The sequence below is a fragment of the Erwinia artemisiae genome, assembly GCF_051400835.1.
GTDB classification, from domain to species: Bacteria; Pseudomonadota; Gammaproteobacteria; order Enterobacterales; family Enterobacteriaceae; genus Erwinia; species Erwinia aeris.
Genome location: NZ_JBLFFM010000001.1, coordinates 643233 through 661157 on the forward strand (window position 1 = coordinate 643233; position 17925 = coordinate 661157).

Here is a 17925-nt window from a genome sequence, read left to right on the forward strand (position 1 = left end):
GAATACCTGCTTGTGGCGTTTCAGGCAAAGTTGACAGTAGCTTATCGTCTACAGACGCTTTTAACACGAGCGCTTTGCATATTATTTATTCAGTCTTTATACAACCGCTCGCGCCTGAGCGGGTGAAAAGCGGCAGCGGAATACGAAAACGCCGTGAACCCATCCGTGGCGGCTCGTTGCGCGCGTCCATGCGCGTTTGCTTTCCGCTCAGCCTTTGCCGTAATGAAGCGGTGGTATTGCTGCCAAAAACGGCAGTGCACCGCCAGGCCATTGCGTTTGTCATCAATCTTACGGCAGTCCTGAGTCTGCCTGTTAACAGTCTGACTCAGGGCACGTGACACCAGTTACGCAACTGATTAATACCGCCGTCCGGCGAGGTAAAGCCCGCGCAGCCTAACAGGCTGTCGTACAGCTTTTCGTGGAATACCGGCGTTTTATCCTGCGCCATTTTTTTCAGCTGATTAAAGGCCGCCGCGTGATCGGGGTGCTGTAAAAATTTGTCGGATGCCCAGACCATGATCGGCACGCTGCGCTGCGCCATCGGTGCCTGATTGCGCGGCGTGCCGTGGAAATGCATATTTTGCGAAATCGACTCGCCGTGATCGGAAGCATAAAACACAATAGCGTTACGATCGCGCAGCTGATTAAAGACCTGTTCCAGCACGTAATCGGTATAAAGCAGGCTGTTATCGTAAGAGTTAACCATCTGCTGCGTGGTGCAGTCGTCGTCAATGCCCAGGCATTCCGGCTGATAGCGCGCAAAGCTACGCGGATAACGCTCGGTATAAAGATAGTGCGACCCTTTGGTATGCAGAATAACCAGGTGTTTGCCCTGCGGATGACGCTCGACAGAATCCTTCAGCTCGCTGACCAGCGCCATATCGTCGATAGGCTTGCCGACGTTGCGCTTTTCGGACTGAATGGTTTCCCGCAGCGCATAGTCGTCCGCCAGCGCTTTGTTGTAAAACCAGGCCTCGCTCTGCATGGCGAACAGCTCGGAGGAGAAGCCCTGCTTTTTCAGCACGGAAAACACGTTCATCTCTTTCAATGTGCGCTCTGGCGCTTCCGACGCGCCGCCCTCGCGCACAAACATGCAGCGCAGCGAGAGTTTGGTTGAGGTGTCGCAGGAGTAACCCTGGAGCGCAGCCAGATTAGGCTCTTTATCCAGGTAAGGCGTATTGTCGCGCTGGTAACCGTAAACCCCCATATGATCGCGCCGCGCGCTTTCGCCAATCACAAACACGATATAGAGGCTGTCCGCATCTTTTGGCGGCTTATAGGTAAAGTGCGCGGCGGGATCGAACAGTTTACGACTGTCTTCTGCCTGGCTCCAGCTGCTGTAGGCCAGCAGCCCCATGCCCGACAGCCAGTTTGATGGCGAATAGGTGCCGGCGACCACGCCGCCGTAGCTGGCCATCATGCGGTTATGCTGGCGATCCAGATTATCCTGGTGCTCGCCCATCACCTTCAGCGGCAGCCAGCAGCAGAGGCCTGCGGCCAGCATGACGCCGATGCGCCGGGCGATAGCGCCACCGTTACGCCGCCGCAGGGCCGCTTCCGGCAGCGGCGCGAGCCACAGGATCAGCAGCGGCAGCAGGCTCACCAGGCCCAGCCAGACGCCAAAATCCCAGCCGACCGACTCCCTGGACAGATCGAAACTGTCGGTGGTCATCACCGCCGCGATAATGCCGTAGCCGATATCGACGTTGAAAAAGATCATGTAATAGCTGGCGGCCACGGAAAACACCACCAGCAGCGAAGTCAGAACACGGAACAGTAGTCGGCCGGCCAGCGAGGCCAGCAGCGTGGTAAACAGCACCAGCGCAAAAGCCGCGACCACCTCAATGGCGATCGACAGCAGGGCGTCGTAGTGAAGCTGATGAAAGCGGCGGAGAAAAATCGGCAGGTTTAATAAAATGCCCGTGTAAAAGGCGATAAAGCAGCAGACCCGATACTGCGTCAAAAAAAGCAATCTTTTCATCTGTCCCGTCATTGTTATGGCAGTGAATGGCATGACCAAAGCGGCTTTGGTATTGAAAACGTTATTATTCTAACGATACGGCGTAAGACAAGGTAAACGCAGGTGAGTTTACCGTTGGTACTGAAAAAGTGAGTGTTATAATGTAACAAAAGATGTGGCAGACGTTAATCTTTTCGTGCAGCGCGCGCGCCTGGCAGGCTTTCGGCAAAGTTTGAACCGGCTCAAAGTTCTGATAAATAAAGGCGTACCGAACTACATGCAGTGGATATGCATAATTATTCCCAAAGCCTGATACAAAGGCTGGCTACGGGTCAATGCGGTAATTAATTATTCGCCTGCCCTCAGCCGATCCACCTTTCCGTGCTCTTATTAACATTAATTTAATGAATTAAAAACAACTCATTAATGTTAGATTATGCCGCGTTCAGGTCAGAAGCACTGGCTCCCTCATCATTTCGTAGCATTTATAACTGTCAGGAAAGCATTGTTATGGATAAGCTATCTTACGCGTCAGAAAGCCCCAACACCGCCTGGTCCACCTACCTGCAGCAGATCGATCGCGTCGCGCCCTACCTGGGCGAGCTGAGTCGCTGGGTCGATACGCTACGCCATCCTAAACGCGCGCTGATCGTGGATATTCCTCTTCAGATGGACGATGGCTCCATTCGTCACTTTGAAGGCTTTCGCGTGCAGCACAATCTGTCGCGCGGGCCGGGCAAGGGCGGCGTTCGCTATCATCCCAACGTCGACTTAAATGAGGTCATGGCGCTTTCCGCCTGGATGACCATCAAGTGCGCCGCGGTGAACCTGCCTTACGGCGGTGCCAAAGGCGGCATCCGCGTCGATCCCTTTAAGCTTTCCGAAGGCGAACTGGAGCGACTGACCCGTCGCTACACCAGCGAAATCGGCCTGGTGATCGGCCCGCAAAAGGATATTCCGGCGCCGGACGTGGGCACCAATGCCAAAGTAATGGCCTGGATGATGGATACCTATTCCATGAATCAGGGCACCACCATTACCGGCGTGGTGACCGGCAAGCCGGTGCATCTCGGCGGATCGCTGGGCCGTGAAAAAGCCACCGGTCGGGGCGTATTTGTTACCGGTCGTGAAGTCGCCCGTCGCCTGAATATCGAAACGGACGGCGCGCGCCTTGCCGTTCAGGGCTTCGGCAACGTCGGCAGCGAAGCGGCTCGACTGTTTGTCGCCGCTGGCGCGCGGGTGGTGGCCGTTCAGGATCACTCCGCCACGCTTTACAATGCCGAAGGCATCGATCTGACCGCGCTGACCGACTGGCAGGCGACGCATAAAAATATCGCCGGGTTCAGCGGCGCGCAGACGATTGACGCGGAAGCGTTCTGGCAGCTGCCGATGGATATTCTGATCCCGGCGGCGCTGGAAGGACAAATCACCCGTGAGCGCGCGGAAAAACTGAGCTGCAAGCTGATCCTGGAAGGCGCTAACGGCCCAACCTACCCGGACGCAGACGATATGCTGGCGTCGCGCGGCATTACCGTAGTGCCGGACGTTATCTGTAACGCGGGCGGCGTAACGGTCAGCTACTTCGAGTGGGTGCAGGATATGGCCAGCTTCTTCTGGAGCGAGAGCGAGATCAATGAGCGAATGGACAAAATTATGTCCGAAGCGATGATCCATATCTGGGACAAAGCGCGGGAAAAAGAGTGCAGCCTGCGTACCGCTGCCTATATCGTTGCCTGTGAGCGTATTTTGATGGCAAGGAAAGATCGCGGCATTTATCCGGGCTAGGCAGCCTGCAAAAACAGAACGCCGCCTCTTACGGGCGGCGTTCCTTTTTTACTGCTTACCCCAGCGGCTGCGCAGGTAGTTCACCGCCTGCTGCGTTTGCGGCTCGTCAAGAAAAGCGTCGCGAAACAGAATGGTTCCGGCCACGCCGGGCTGCGTCTCGTTGAGCTCAATCTGCCTTTTCAGCTCGGCCACGCCCTGCTCTTCGCCCCACTGCGGCTCGGTAGCCGTAGGCTTGCCCACTTTATACAGCGCCACGCCGATATAAAGTTTGACGGGGCCGCTGCCGACCACGTCAGCCCACCATTTCGCCAGCGTGGGATAACGCACGATTTTCCGCTCGAACGGCCAGTAAAGCTGGGGCGCAATATAATCCAGCAGCCCTTCTTTAACCCACAGTCGGGTATCAGCAAAGGCCTGATCGTAAGCCTCGCCGCCGCGCGTATCGGAACCGCGCTCGTCTTTGTCCGCATTGCGCCAGACGCCTGCCGGACTGATGCCGAACGCCACCTCCGGCTTCAGGGACTTGATCGTCGCCGCCACCTCTTTAACCAGCAGCAGCGTATTGTTGCGCCGCCAGCTGGCCTTATCAGCAAAGCCTGCGCCGTATTGCTGCCAGCTGCGGCTGTCATCCAGCGGCGACGAGGGCGTTTCATAATAGAAATAGTCATCGAACTGCACGCCATCGATCGCATAGTTTTTTACCAGCTCGGCGACCACGCTGTTGATCCACTGGCGAACCTGCGGCAGTCCCGGATCCAGCACGTAGCGATCGCTGGCGACGCGCACCCAGTCGCGATGCAGCACGAAAACGCTGGCCGGTGACTGACGCAGCGTTTTTTGCAGCGCACTGACCGTGGCTGGCGAAGTGTTCATCGTGATCCGGTAAGGATTAAGCCACGCGTGTACCTTGAGGCCTCTTTTATGCGCCTCGGTGAGCAAAAACTGCAGCGGATCGTAACCGGGATGCTGGCCGATTGCCCCGGTCAGCTCGACAGACCAGGGCAAAATCGCGGAGCGATAAAGCGCGGTGCCGTCAGGCTTCACCTGGAAAAAGACCGTATTGATGCCCAACGCCACATACTTATCCAGCCGCTGAACGAGCGCCTGCTGCTGTCGCGCGATGCGCAGTTCGGGATCGGCAAGCGTTAGAGAAGCAGGCGGCGGCCAGTCGAGGTGGTTCACCGTTGCCAGCCAGACGCCGCGCACAGGCTGAGGCTTTATTACGGGCGTGGGCGGCACATAAGGCGTGACCAGCGATTTGACCTCAGACTTATGGCTACAGCCTGCCATAAGCAGCACCAGCATCGCCCCAAGCCAGCCTGAACCCCTTTTTATTAACATCTTGCCTGCTCCCTGGTTATGGCGTCAGATATTTCTCCACCAGCGCTAAAGCAATGGTTTCCGTCTTTGCGTCGGCGTTGCCGCTGATATCGACCGGGCGGAAATGCATTGGAAAGCGCGGACAGTTATGCGGGTTTCCTCATCCGGAACGCCCGTTAGCGCTATTTTACTATAAGCGTGCGCGCCGCCTGATAATGCGTTTTAAAGGCTTCGTTTTCTTCGCTCAGGCGGATAGCCGCTTCAATCATCTCGTTCTGGTTCAGCGAGGTCGCGCCTTCGCTGGTGCGCCAGTGGATATAGAGCACGCAAAGCGCGGCAACCTGCAACATCTCGTTTTCCGCACTATCGCCGTCAAAGCCATATTCCTCGTCACACCAGCGGTAAACGTCGCCGACAAAAGGCATATCGCCCTGCTCGTCCAGCGGCGGCAGGCTGGCGAACAGCTCGATCATTTCGGGTGTGGCGACGTAGCTGCTGCGGCCGACCGCATCCAGCTGTTTGCCACGCGCGCGGGCGTTGTTGGCCTGTTTGGCTTTGAGTTTGGCGCGCTTGCTGCGCTTGTCCTGCTTGCTCACCGGTTTCTCCTGGCGAAAAAAAAGAGCGTCATCATAGCAGAGAACGCTTTCTGCGGACGGCTACATTTTACCGATAAACAGCGACACCAGCCCGGCGGCGATCAGCGGCCCGACCGGCACGCCGCGAAACAGCGACACGCCGATAATCGTGCCGATCAGCAGGCCGCCGACGATAGTAGGCTGCGATCCCATCAGGCTGACGCCGCGCCCGCCTACCCAGGAGACGAAAATGCCTACCGCGATCGCCAGCAGGGATTTCCAGTTCAGAAAGGAGTGCATCAGCGTGCTGGTCGGCAGCGCGCCGCTGGCAATGGGCGCCATGACGCCAATGGTCAGGATCACAATCCCGACGGTGACGCCCTGCTTTTCAATCCACGGGAACAGCGCGTTCAGCGGCGTCATGCGCACCACGATCAGCACCAGCAAAGCGATAGCGACGGTCAGGTTGTGGCTGAAGTAGCTGAGCCCCGCCAGAAACAGCAGAATAAACAGCGTTAAATCGAACATAGTGGTTTCCTGTCAAAGCGTGGGGCTACACCTTAAAACGCTTTGCCGCTGCGCTCTAGCTCTTTTTAACGCCTTAAAAATTAAAGAATAGCTTCGAGCGCGGCCTGCAGGCTGGTTTCCGGGCCGGTCAGCACCGCCAGCGTGGTATTGATCTGCTTTGCCGCGCCCGCCATCGAACTTTGCGCCAGCACGATACAGCCCAGCGCACACTCGTGGCGATCGCGAATATAGTGCGCGATCTCACGATGGTAGCCATCCATATCCCCCTGGTTGAAAAAGGCCCAGGCGCGCGGGATCAGTTCTACGGCCAGACGGCTGCCGGGAATAAACGCCTCGAACAGCCGCGTGGTGGCCGCAAGCGTAGAATGGGCGGTGCAGAGCACCAGCACCGCGCCGTGATAGTGCGAGGCCGCCTTCGCCAGCGCCGCGTCCACGCGAATAACAGGCTTGCTGAAACGTTTAGGATCCAGTGCCACCACGCCCAGCGTGGTACAGGTGACGATCACCGCATCGGCCTGCTGGCACAGCTCGTCGAGGATATGGCTGACGGCCGCCTCAATGTCGGCGGTCACTTCGCCCGCTTCTGCCGCCTGAGTTAACAGCTCGCTTTGCACGCAGTGCAGCAGCTGAACCTCATCATAATCCAGCGCTTGCAGCGCCTCTTCAAACAGCGCGATGTTGCTTCTTGCCGCATGCAGACAGGCTATGGTTGCCATCTTGCTTTCTCCTGAAAAAGGTCTTTTGCCACTGTGGCAAATTCTTTAGCGCTTTGCCAACACTTCGGCCCTTTCCGTCACTTTTGTTTCACTGATGGATCACCATGCTGGTGCAATGCGCCAGCCTGAAGCAGGAATTTAACGAAACGATCGTTTCACCAGGCGCGCGGACTGGACGCACTCCGTCGCCATAACGCCTGTATAGTTCAGATTGTTTCACCCCGCGCGAACCGGACGGCGCAACTGGTACAAAAGTTGCAAAGCCTCCAGGGAAGCCTGAAGGAGAAACAGATGAAAGCATTGATTATGGGCGCGGGGATCGGCGGCATGTGCACCGCGATTGCGCTGCAGCGTTTTGGTATCGAAACCGCAGTATTTGAAGCGGTAAAAGAAATTAAGCCCGTCGGCGCGGCCATCTCCATCTGGCCCAACGGCGTGAAGTGCCTGAATTATCTGGGCATGAAAGAGCAGCTGCGGGCGCTGGGCGGCATGATGCAGACCATGGCCTATCATGATGCGCGGACGGGCAATCCTCTGACGCAGTTCAGCCTGGCGCCGCTGATTGCCGAGTCCGGCGAGCGCCCTTACCCGGTCGCGCGCGCGGAATTACAGTCCATGCTGCTGGGACACTATGGCCTTGACAGGGTACGGTTCGGCAAACGCGTGGCGAGCGTGGAACAGCACGATCGGGGCGTGACGGCGTATTTTACCGACGGCAGCGAGGCGCAGGGCGATTTGCTGATTGCCTGCGACGGCGCGCACTCCGCCGTCCGTCCTTACGTGCTGGGACAAACCGTGCCGCGGCGCTACGCGGGCTATGTTAACTGGAACGGGCTGGTGGCGCTGGACGAAAGCATCGCGCCAGCCCGGCAGTGGACGACCTTTGTCGGCGAAGGCAAGCGCGTTTCGCTGATGCCGGTGGCGAACAACCGCTTTTACTTTTTCTTTGACGTGCCGCTGCCGCCGGGGCTGGCGGAAGATCGCAGCACGCTGCGCGCCGATTTGCAACGCTATTTTCAAGGCTGGGCCGCGCCGGTGCAGAAGCTGATTGCGCAGATCGATCCGGCCACCACCAACCGTGTGGAAATCCATGATATCGAACCGTTTCCTCAGCTGGTAAAAGGCCGCGTGGCATTGCTGGGCGATGCGGCGCACAGCACCACGCCCGATATTGGTCAGGGCGGCTGCGCGGCAATGGAAGATGCGGTAGTGCTGGCAAACTGCCTGCAAACGCATTCGATGGGTATTGAAGACGCGCTGCTGCGCTATCAGGCCCGGCGCGCCGGACGCGTGAAGGATCTGGTATTGAAAGCCCGCAAACGCTGCGACGTTACGCACGGCAAGGATATGGCCGTCACGGAGCAGTGGTATCGGGAACTGCAAAGCGAAACCGGCGAGCGCATTCTTCAGGGCATGTGCGACACCATTCAGGGCGGGCCTTTCGCCTGACTCACGCCAGCGCGACGGTGGCTGCCGTCGCGCTGAAGACGCCGTCAGCCTTCTTCTTTTAATCCCCGGTTAATCAGCATGGCTTCGATTTCCGGCTCTCTGCCGCGCCACTGTGCATACAGCGCTTTCAGATCCCCGCTGTTGCCGCGCGACAGAACGGCGTCGCGGAACCGCTGGCCGTTTTCCCGCGTCAGGCCGCCGTGCTCGCTGAACCAGACAAAACCGTCGTCGGCCAGCATCTGCGTCCACAGATAGGCGTAGTAGCCTGCCGCATAGCCGCCGCCCCAGATATGCTGAAAATAGCTGGAGCGATAGCGTGGCGGCACGGCGGCGAGCGCGATTTGCTCGGCTTCCAGCGCCTGCTGTTCAAAAGTGGCGACGTCCTGCTCCTGCTGGTCAGCGGCCAGGCTGTGCCAGTGCATATCCAGCAGCGCCGCGGCCAGCAGCTCGGTCATGTCGTAGCCTTTATTGAACTTGCTGGCGTTGATGATTTTCTTATGCAGCGCCGTGGGCATCGGCTCGCCGGTTTGATAGTGGCGGGCGAAATGGCTGAATACCTGCGGATCGCTGGCCCAGTGTTCGTTAAGCTGAGAGGGGAACTCAACGAAATCCCTGGGCGTGGCGGTGCCGGAAAGCGAGGGATAACGCTGTTCGGCGAACAGACCGTGCAGCGTGTGGCCGAACTCGTGGAACAGCGTAATCACGTCGTCCCAGGCGAGCAGCGCGGGCTGCCCTTCAGGCGGTTTGGGATAGTTGCAGACGTTATAAATAACGGGCTTAGTGCCGAGCAGCGTGGACTGTTCAACAAAATTACCCATCCACGCGCCGCCGCCCTTGTTGTCGCGCTTGAAATAGTCGGTATAGAACAGCGCCATCGGTTCGCCATCGACGTCCAGAATTTCATAGACGCGCACGTCGGGATGGTAAACCGGGATATCGCTGCGCGCCTTAAAGGTAATGCCATAAAGTTGGGTGGCTGCCCAAAATACGCCGTTTTCCAGTACGTTATTCAGCTCAAGGTAAGGTTTGATCTGGTTTTCATCCAGATCGTAATTCGCCTTGCGCACCTGTTCGGCGTAGAACAGCCAGTCCCAGGGCTGAAGGCGGAAACCGCCCTGCTGCTGGTCAATCACCGCCTGAATATCCGCCGCCTCGCGGTTAGCACGCGCGGTGGCGGCAGGCACGATGGCACGCATAAAATCGAGTGCGGCCTGGGGAGTTGAGGCCGTCTGATCCTGAAGCTTCCAGTCGGCATAGCTGGCAAACCCCAACAGCTGCGCCTGACGCGCGCGGATGCTGGCCAGATTAGCGATCGGCGCGCGGGTATCGTTGCCGTCGCCCTTTTCAGCCCGTTGCCAGGCAGCCGAAAACAGCGCCTCCCGCGTGTCGCGGTTGCTGAGGCTTTGCAGAGCCGGCTGCTGCGTGGTGTTTTGCAGCACCAGCAGCCACTGCGGCTGCAGGCCTTTCTCCTGCGCCGCTGCGGCGGCCGCGCTCAGTTCGGCCTCGCTTAACCCTGCCAGCGCCGCCGCATCGTTGACGGCAAGCCCGCCCGCTTTGGTCGCCGCCAGCAGCTTATTGGTGAACTGCGTGGTCAGCGTGGCCGCCTGCTGATTCAGCACCTTCAGCTGCGCTTTTGTGTCGTCACTGAGGCTGGCCCCGGCGAGCTGAAACGCCTGCCAGGTTACTTCCACCAGGCGCAGCGATTCGTCGTCCAGCCCCAGGCTCTGGCGCTGCTGGTAAACGCTGTCGAGACGTGCAAACAGCTGGCTGTTTAGGCGGATATCATCCTCCAGCGCCGTCAGCCGTGGCGACATCTCCTCGTCAAGCTGCTGGAGCAGATCGCTGGTGTTGGCTGACGTCATGGCGTTAAACACGCTCTCCACGCGCCGGAGCATCAGTCCGCACTGCTCCAGCGCCTGATAAGTATTGGCGAAGGTCGGCGGCTCGGCGCTGTTGGCGATGCGCTCTACCTCTTCCCGTTTTTGCCGCATTCCCTCTTCCAGCGCCGGACGATAGTCGGCTTCGGTAATGCGATCTAAAGGCGGCGCCTGAAACGGCAGCGGGCTGGGCTGGCTGAACGGATTAGTGGGCATGGCATGACTCCTTATCGACTCTCCGAATAGGCGAAACGGGCGGCATCAGGCAGGCATGCTGAACAGCCTGGTCAGCGTCTGGATTTGCCGATCGTCCGATGATAAATCTTTAACAATCAGATGTAAGGGTGTAGCACGTCTGCCGCCGTGCGTCATGGGAAGAATTTTCAGCGTGCCGGCAGCCAGCTGCGAGGCGATACGCTCTTCCGGCAGCCAGCCGTAGCCGACCTGCGCGATCACGGCCTCCGCCGCGGCATCAATGGTGGAGAAAGTCCAGCATTCGGCCGCATCGAGGCTGTCGTCCTGGCCGTCGGATTCCCGCTCCGCGATGCGGATAAGCGGGTAAACCGCCAGATCCTCGCCGCTCAGCGGTGCCGCCTGCTGGTGCAACGGATGATCGCGATGCGCCACCGCGACAAAATCAATATTCATCAGCCATTCTCCCCGACCGGTCAGATCCTGACGACGCGTCAGCACCATCACGTCCGCTTCCGGCCTTTCTGCCGCATTGCTTTCCAGCACTTCGGTAAGGTTTACCTGCGTATGCGGATGCTGCTGCTGAAACTGCCGCAGAATGGTAAACAGGCGCCCGCGCGGGAAAATGGCATCCACCACTAAATCCAGGCGCGTCCGCACGCCCGTGGTCAACAGAGCGGCATGGGCTTCCACATACCAGAACGCTTTCAGCAAGGGTCTGACCCGCGCCAGCAGCTGCTCGCCCGCCGCCGTCAGTACGGTCCGCCGCCCTTCAGGCCGCAGCAGCGCCACGCCCAGCCTTTCCTGCAGCAGCGCGAGGTTGTAGCTGACCGAAGACTGGCTGCGGCAGGTCGCCTCCGCTGCTTTCGCAAAGCTGCCCGACTCCACCACTTTCTCCAGCAGCGCCCACTGTTCCAGCGTCGTTTTATGCATGATTGATTTAATTATCAGATGAATTTGACTTAAAATTAGCGTTATTAATTCAGAAAATAAACCGATAAAGTGTCAAAAAAACACAGGAGGATAAGATGAAATTCGATCGAAATGACCTGAGCGGCTTTATCGGTAAACACCTGGTTTATACCTACGACAACGGCTGGAATTACGAAATTTACGTCAAGAACGAGCAGACGCTGGATTATCGTATTCACAGCGGCATGGTCGGCAACCGCTGGGTGAAAGATCAGCGGGCTTATATCGTGCGTGTCGGCGAGGAGAGCTATAAAATTTCCTGGACGGAGCCGACCGGCACCGACGTCAGCCTGATAGCTAACCTGGGCGACCGCCTGTTTCACGGCACCATCTTCTTCCCGCGCTGGGTCATGAATGACCCGCAAAAAACCGTTTGTTTCCAGAACGAGCATATTGCGGAAATGGAACGCTATCGCGAAGCCGGCCCGGCTTATCCAACGGAAATTATCGATGAGTTCGCGACGATCACGTTTATCCGCGACTGCGGACCCGATAACGACAGCGTGATTGACTGTGCGGCCAGCGAGCTGCCTGCGAATTTTCCTGATAACCTCAAATAATCAGTCAATCAGATTTTATCGCGTGACCTGACGCGCCTCTCCTTTATCCCGGCCAGCCATGCTGGCCGTTTTATTGCCCATAGCAGGCAATAATCTCACCCGCTACCGCTACCGCAATCTCAGCGGGCAGCTTGCCTTGCACGTCCGGCAGGCCAATCGGGCAGCGCAGGGTATCCAGCTGCTGGCGACTGAAGCCCTTGCCCTCCAGCCGGTAATCGAACCGCTGACGTTTGGTCGCCGAGCCAATCACCCCGAAGTAACGATAGTCGCCGCGCGTCAGGATCGCCTCGCAGAGTGCCAGATCGGTGGGATGATGGTGGGTCATCACCACGTAATAGCTTTCCGGCGGCATCTGTTTCACCGCGTCACGCGGATCTTCCGGGCAGCAGATCGTCACCCCTTCCGGCACCTGAACGAACTGCTCTTTACGCTCGTCTACCCAACAGACATGACAGGGCAGCGTCGCCAGAATGGTGACCAGCGCCCGGCCTACGTGGCCTGCGCCAAACACCGCTATCTGCGGCTGCGGCTGGATCAACGGCTCAAACAGCACGGAGGTCATGCCGCCGCAGCACTGCCCAAGCCGGGCGCCCAGGTTGAAATGCTCGCTGCGCGGTTCGCTGCTGCGCGTCGTCAGCATCTCTCTGGCAAGGGCGATGCACTGATATTCCAGATGGCCGCCGCCGATGGTCAGAAAAGATTGCCCGGCGGTGACAATCATTTTGCTGCCGCTGTCGCGCGGCACCGAGCCTTTTTCCTCCAGCACCGTCAGCAGTACGCAGGGCTCACGCTTTTCGTGTAGCGAGGCCAGTATTTTAATCCAGTCGTCAGGTCGCATTATGTTCCCTCATTTTTTCTGCCCCCCAGAAGACCCTTTCCGGCGTGGCGGGCGCATCCAGCAGCGGGTGCTGACGGTAGTCGCCAACGCTGGCTACGGCATCCTGGAGCGCGCACCAGGCGGCAATCCCCAGCATAAACGGCGGCTCGCCCACCGCTTTGGAATGAAACACCGTGTCTTTGGGGTTTTTACGGTTTTCCACCAGCGTAACCCGCAGATCCGCAGGCACGTCGCCAATCGCCGGAATTTTGTAGCTGGCGGGGCCGTCGGTCATCAGGCGGCCCTGCTCGTTCCACACCAGCTCCTCGCTGGTCAGCCAGCCCACGCCCTGCACGAAGCCGCCCTCAACCTGGCCAATATCGATCGCCGGGTTCAGCGAGGCGCCGACGTCATGCAGAATATCCGCCCGCAGCAGCCGATATTCGCCGGTCAGCGTATCGACAATGACCTCCACGCAGGCCGCGCCAAAGGCGTAGTAGTAAAAAGGCGTGCCGCGCCCTGCTTCACGATCGTAATGAATGCCGGGCACTTTGTAGTAGCCGGTCGCGGCAAGCGGCACCTGGTTCAGCCAGGCCAGCTGCGCCACGTCCGCAAAGGTGAAATGTTTTTCGCCTGCCTTGACGATGCCGTTGCTGAAGCTGACCTGCTCAGCGCTACAGTTATGCAGGCTGCACAGCATAGCCGTTAATCGGTCGCGCAGGATCTGCGCCGCGTTCTGGGCGGCCTTACCGTTAAGATCGGTGCCGCTTGAGGCGGCCGTCGGCGAGGTATTAGGCACTTTGCCGGTATCCGTTGCGGTGATCTGGATGCGATCGACGTCGATTTGCAGCACTTCCGCCACGATCTGCGCAACTTTGGTATTAAGGCCCTGGCCCATTTCCGTGCCGCCGTGGTTAAGCTGTACGGTGCCGTCGGTGTAGATCAGGATCAGCGCGCCCGCCTGATTAAGGAAGCTGGAGGTAAAAGAGATGCCGAACTTCACCGGCGTCAGCGCCAGGCCACGTTTCAGATAAGCGCTGCCGTGATTAAAGGCGGTGATTTCGCGGCGGCGGGCCGCATAGTCCGCGCTGGCCTCCAGCTGCGCGGTCATCTCCTCCAGCAAATTGCCTTCCACCTGCTGGTGGTAGTGCGTGACGTTACGCGTTTCTTTGCCGTAATAATTGCGTTTGCGTACCTCAAGCGGATCGAGGTTCAGCTCGCGGGCGATATGATCCATGATCTGCTCAATCGCCACCATGCCCTGCGGGCCGCCAAAGCCGCGATAGGCCGTGTTGGACGCCGTATTGGTACGGCAGCGATAGCCGGTGATCAGCGCGTCGCCAAGATAGTAGGCGTTGTCGGCATGAAACATGGCGCGATCGACGATCGAACCAGAGAGATCCAGCGAATAGCCGCAGTTGCCGGCCAGATCGATTTTTACGCCGCAGAAGCGCCCATCGTTATCCACCCCTACGTCATAGCGCACGTAGAAGGGATGCCGCTTGCCGGTTATGTGCATATCGTCACGTCGCGCCAGCCGCATTTTCACCGGTCTGCCCGTCTGCCGCGCCGCTACCGCGCACAGGCAGGCGACGCCGGCGGCCTGCGTCTCTTTACCGCCAAAGCCGCCGCCCATCCGCCGCATATCTATCGTCACCTTGTTCATGGTGATCCCCATCACCGACGCTACCAGCTTCTGCACTTCCGTCGGATTTTGCGTGGAGGAAAAAACCTGGAGCGACTGGTCTTCGCCCGGCACCACCAGCGCAATCTGCGTTTCCAGGTAAAAATGCTCCTGGCCGCCGATGTGGAACTCGCCCTGAAGCCGATGGCTGGCGCGAGCGAGCGCGGCTTCCGCGTCGCCCCGCTGGTGCACATGCGGCTGCTGCACAAAATGCGCTTTCGCCAGCGCCTCTTTGACGTCCAGCACCGGCGTCAGCGGCTCGTACTCAATAATGGCCGCTTCCGCCGCCCGGCGGGCCGCCTGCTGGCTTGACGCCGCCACCGCCAGCACGATCTGTCCGGCATACTCTACGACGTCTTTTGCCAGCAGCGGATCGCCCGGCTCCAGCGGCCCGATATCCCCTTCGCCCGGCACGCTTTGCCAGGTCAGCACGCTGACCACGCCGGGAATGGCGTAGCAGGGATCGGTATCTATGCTGAGGATGCGGGCGTGCGCATGCTCGCTAAGGCGGGGACAGAGATGCAGCATGCCCGGCAGCTCCAGCCTGTCGTCGATGTAGATCGCCTCGCCGGAGACGTGCTTATCCGCGCTCTCGTGCTTATTGCTTTTACCGACGCCGCTCTGAATGCCTGCCTGATACTGCCGGGCGATAACGTCAGCCGCCACTAAGGGACGATTATTGGACATAGTCTGTTACCTCCAGCAGGGTTAGCTCTTCCGTAAGCGAAGCGTGATAGCGACGCAGCAGGTTCTTCGCTACCTGTAACCGGTAGGCCGCGCTGGCGCGGAAGTCGCTCAGCGGCGTAAAGTCCTGCTCCAGCGCGCGGCAGGCCAGCGCCAGCGACTGCTGCGTCAGCGGTTTGCCCACCAGCGCGCTTTCGCAATGGACGGCACGTTTTGGCGTTGCCGCCATGCCGCCGAAGGCGATACGCGCGGCGGTTACCCGGCCGTCGGCGTCGCGCTCCAGCATAAATGCACCGAAAACGGCGGAAATATCATCTTCCAGCCGCTTGGACACCTTCCACGCGCGGAAATGTTGTGACGCGGTCACTTTTGGCACGCTGATTGACAGGATAAATTCGCCGGGCTGTAGCGCAGTTTTGCGATAGTCCACGAAAAATTCATCCAGCGGCAGCGTGCGGATTTGCGAGCCGCGCTGAAGCGTCAGCGTTGCGTTGAGCGCCAGCAGCATCGGCGGGGTATCGCCGATGGGCGAGCCGTTGGCGATATTGCCACCCAGCGTGCCGCGATTGCGGATCTGCAACGAAGCGAAGCGCTCCAGCACCTGCGCGAAGGCAGGAATATGGGGCCGCAACAGCGTGGCGCAGGATTGAAGGGAAGCGCCCGCCCCCAGCACAATCGCCTGCTCCTCTTCCCGACAGGCTTTCAGTGCTGCTATCTGATCCAGGGCGATAACCAAAGGCAGCGGTTTATAGCTTTGCGTCACCTGGAGCGCTAAATCCGTGCCGCCCGCCAGCAGCTTCGCCTCCGGATGCGCCAGCAGCAGTTCCGCCAGGCGATCGAGGCTTTTCGGCAGCAGGCAGCGGTTGCCGTTGAACGCCAGCTCCTGCTCTTCGCCGTTGTGGATCGCCATCAGTTTTGCCACCGTCTGCGCCTCGCGCTGCGCAAAGCTGTCCGGCTGCGGCCGTTCGCAGACCTGACGCGCCGCATCAATAATCGGCCGATAGCCGGTGCAGCGGCACAGGTTGCCCGCCAGCGCCTGCTCCGCCTCTTGCCGCCGCCAGCCTTCACTGTTTTTTTGCAGCGTAAACAGCGACATCGCAAAACCCGGCGTGCAAAAGCCGCACTGCGAGGCGTGGCACGTCGCCAGCGCTTTTTGCACCTCGTGCAGCTCGTCGCCCTGGCGGAGATGCTCAACGGCGATCAGCTGTTTGCCCTGAAGGCTGCTGACAAAGGTGATGCAGCTGTTGACGGTTTCATACACCATTTTGCCCGCCTCGACGCGCCCCAACGTGACCGTACAGGCACCGCAGTCGCCCGAAGCGCAGCCCTCTTTGGTGCCGCAGCGGCGCTGGTTCTGGCGTAAATAGTTCAGTACGGTGGTTTCAGGATCGAGACTTTGCTCGGTGACCAGCGTCTGGTTCAGTAAAAACTGGATCATGCGGCTTTCTCCTCGCTCTGCGGCTGCCAGACCAGTTTGCCGTTGACCCAGGTACAGGCGATATTGCGATCGTCGCCCAGCGTCATCAGCACAAAAAGTTTCTCCCAGATATCGCGGCTGTTGGCGCAGCGCAGCTTTTGCAGCGCCGAGACGGCCGGATCGAGCACCACGAAGTCCGCCTCTTTGCCGGGCTGGAAGTTACCGATCTTATGATGCAGATCCAGCGCCTGCGCGCCGCCGAGCGTGGCGTGGTAGAACGCCTCACAGGCGGCCATTTTATACTGCTGTAGCTGCCCGACCTTGTAGGCTTCGCCCAGCGTTTGCAGCATATTAAAAGTGGTGCCCGCGCCGACATCCGTACCGATGCCCAGCCTGACGTTTTTTTGCCAGCAGGTTTGTAGCTTAAACAGGCCGCTGCCGAGAAACAGGTTAGAAGTAGGACAGAAGGCGACTGCCGAATCAGTCTGATGCAGGCAGTCCCACTCGCTATCCTCCAGATGGATGCAGTGCGCGAAGACGCTGCGGCGGCCCGTCAGCTGATAATGGTGATACACGTCCAGATAGCCGTCGCGCTCGGGGAAAAGCGCGTTGACCCAGGCAACTTCCTGCGGGTTTTCGCTCAGGTGGGTGTGCAGCCAGATATCCGGATAGGCTTCCTTCAGCTGCCTGACCTTTTCCAGCAGCGCTGGCGAAGAGGTTGGCGCAAAGCGCGGCGTCAGCGCATAGCTCAGGCGCCCGCGATTATGCCAGCGCTCAATCAGCTCGCGGGTTTGCCGGTAGCTCTGTTCGGGCGTCTCGGTCAGGTAGTCCGGCGCATGGCGATCCATCATGACTTTCCCGGCGATCAGACGCATTCCCAACCCTTCGGCCGCGCTGAACAGCGCATCCACCGATTCCGGATGCACGGTGCCGAAAACCAGCGCCGTGGTGGTGCCGTTACTCAGCAGCTGGTGCAGAAAAAAGGCCGACATCTTTGCCGCGTGCTGCGGACAGTGATACTGGCTCTCTACCGGGAAAGTGTACTGTTGCAGCCACTCCAGCAGCTGCTCGCCGAAAGCGCCGATCATCTCCGTTTGCGGATAGTGAATATGGCTGTCGACAAAACCCGGCACAATAAGCTTGCCTCGGTAGTCGGTTATCGGCTGCCCGGCGGCGAGCTGATGCTGCCCCGCTTCCCACGTCTGAAGCGAAAGAATTTCGCCTTCGCACAGCAGCAGCAGGCCGTCTTCAATGTAGCGGGCGTGGGCCGGCAGTTCTTCAGGCTGGCTGACCGGTGCGGTGATATCAAAAAAACTGCCGCGAATGGCGGTGATGGATGGCATAGCGCTTCCTTCTGAACAAGTCTTCGGCAATCAGTGAACGGCCTGC

At 59.2% G+C, this 17925-nt stretch carries 14 protein-coding genes; 3 read left to right on the plus strand and 11 right to left on the minus strand.

Annotation, left to right across the window (positions count from 1 at the left end; translation table 11 throughout):
- Positions 1 to 325: 325 nt before the first annotated feature.
- Positions 326 to 1981: a kdo(2)-lipid A phosphoethanolamine 7''-transferase gene (gene eptB, locus ACMGEE_RS03065; protein ID WP_253454326.1), complete on the minus strand. Its 1656-nt coding sequence runs from the start codon at positions 1979 to 1981 to the stop codon at positions 326 to 328.
- A gap of 489 nt (positions 1982 to 2470) precedes the next feature.
- Between eptB and ACMGEE_RS03070 the strand changes: the two genes are divergently transcribed.
- Positions 2471 to 3745 (plus strand): Glu/Leu/Phe/Val family dehydrogenase, encoded by a 1275-nt coding sequence (locus ACMGEE_RS03070; protein WP_253454327.1) that lies wholly within the window; start codon positions 2471 to 2473, stop codon positions 3743 to 3745.
- A 48-nt stretch (positions 3746 to 3793) separates the two neighbouring features.
- Here ACMGEE_RS03070 and ACMGEE_RS03075 read toward each other — a convergent pair whose 3' ends face one another.
- The 4 genes from ACMGEE_RS03075 to ACMGEE_RS03090 all read right to left on the minus strand — a co-directional run bounded on the left by ACMGEE_RS03075 (position 3794) and on the right by ACMGEE_RS03090 (position 6884).
- Positions 3794 to 5086, minus strand: a complete 1293-nt coding sequence (locus ACMGEE_RS03075; protein ID WP_436829653.1) for a glycoside hydrolase family 10-like protein — start codon at positions 5084 to 5086, stop codon at positions 3794 to 3796.
- Between the two features lie 161 nt (positions 5087 to 5247).
- Entirely contained in the window at positions 5248 to 5661 is a 414-nt protein-coding gene (locus ACMGEE_RS03080; RefSeq protein WP_301729604.1) for a hypothetical protein, read from the minus strand.
- Between the two features lie 60 nt (positions 5662 to 5721).
- Entirely contained in the window at positions 5722 to 6168 is a 447-nt protein-coding gene (locus ACMGEE_RS03085; RefSeq protein ID WP_125290076.1) for a DUF441 domain-containing protein, read from the minus strand.
- Between the two features lie 80 nt (positions 6169 to 6248).
- Positions 6249 to 6884 carry an aspartate/glutamate racemase family protein gene (locus ACMGEE_RS03090; RefSeq protein WP_436829654.1) on the minus strand — a complete coding sequence of 212 codons (636 nt, stop codon included), beginning with the start codon at positions 6882 to 6884 and terminating at the stop codon, positions 6249 to 6251.
- 291 nt (positions 6885 to 7175) lie between these two features.
- Here ACMGEE_RS03090 and hpxO point away from each other — a divergent pair, with 291 nt between their 5' ends.
- Entirely contained in the window at positions 7176 to 8333 is a 1158-nt protein-coding gene (hpxO, locus tag ACMGEE_RS03095; RefSeq protein ID WP_369894789.1) for an FAD-dependent urate hydroxylase HpxO, read from the plus strand.
- Between the two features lie 44 nt (positions 8334 to 8377).
- Here the strand turns inward: hpxO and dcp are convergent, their stop codons facing one another.
- Together dcp and ACMGEE_RS03105 are read right to left on the minus strand one after the other, a co-directional pair.
- Positions 8378 to 10426, minus strand: coding sequence for a peptidyl-dipeptidase Dcp (gene dcp / locus ACMGEE_RS03100; protein WP_436829655.1), 2049 nt, complete (start codon positions 10424 to 10426; stop codon positions 8378 to 8380).
- Positions 10427 to 10471: 45 nt separating this feature from the next.
- The gene (locus ACMGEE_RS03105) at positions 10472 to 11335 is read right to left on the minus strand and encodes a LysR family transcriptional regulator (protein ID WP_370734001.1); all 864 of its coding nucleotides are present in this window, start codon (positions 11333 to 11335) and stop codon (positions 10472 to 10474) included.
- Positions 11336 to 11430: 95 nt separating this feature from the next.
- On the opposite strand from ACMGEE_RS03105, the gene ACMGEE_RS03110 reads away from it, so the two are divergent.
- Entirely contained in the window at positions 11431 to 11934 is a 504-nt protein-coding gene (locus tag ACMGEE_RS03110) for a phenolic acid decarboxylase (protein ID WP_125290081.1), read from the plus strand.
- 70 nt (positions 11935 to 12004) lie between these two features.
- On the opposite strand, the gene xdhC is transcribed toward ACMGEE_RS03110, so the two are convergent.
- From xdhC to guaD, 4 genes are read right to left on the minus strand one after another with little or no spacing between them, the layout of a single operon-like run.
- Positions 12005 to 12772 carry a xanthine dehydrogenase accessory protein XdhC gene (gene xdhC / locus ACMGEE_RS03115; RefSeq protein WP_436829656.1) on the minus strand — a complete coding sequence of 256 codons (768 nt, stop codon included), beginning with the start codon at positions 12770 to 12772 and terminating at the stop codon, positions 12005 to 12007.
- A complete protein-coding gene (gene xdhB, locus ACMGEE_RS03120; RefSeq protein WP_436829657.1) occupies positions 12762 to 15122 on the minus strand; it encodes a xanthine dehydrogenase molybdopterin binding subunit in 2361 nt (786 codons plus the stop codon). The genes xdhC and xdhB overlap by 11 nt, the downstream gene beginning before the upstream one ends.
- Positions 15112 to 16557 (minus strand): xanthine dehydrogenase small subunit, encoded by a 1446-nt coding sequence (xdhA, locus tag ACMGEE_RS03125; protein ID WP_436829658.1) that lies wholly within the window; start codon positions 16555 to 16557, stop codon positions 15112 to 15114. Before xdhA ends, xdhB begins: the two co-directional genes overlap by 11 nt.
- Positions 16554 to 17879 (minus strand): guanine deaminase, encoded by a 1326-nt coding sequence (gene guaD, locus ACMGEE_RS03130; protein ID WP_253454335.1) that lies wholly within the window; start codon positions 17877 to 17879, stop codon positions 16554 to 16556. The genes xdhA and guaD overlap by 4 nt, the downstream gene beginning before the upstream one ends.
- Positions 17880 to 17925: the final 46 nt, after the last annotated feature.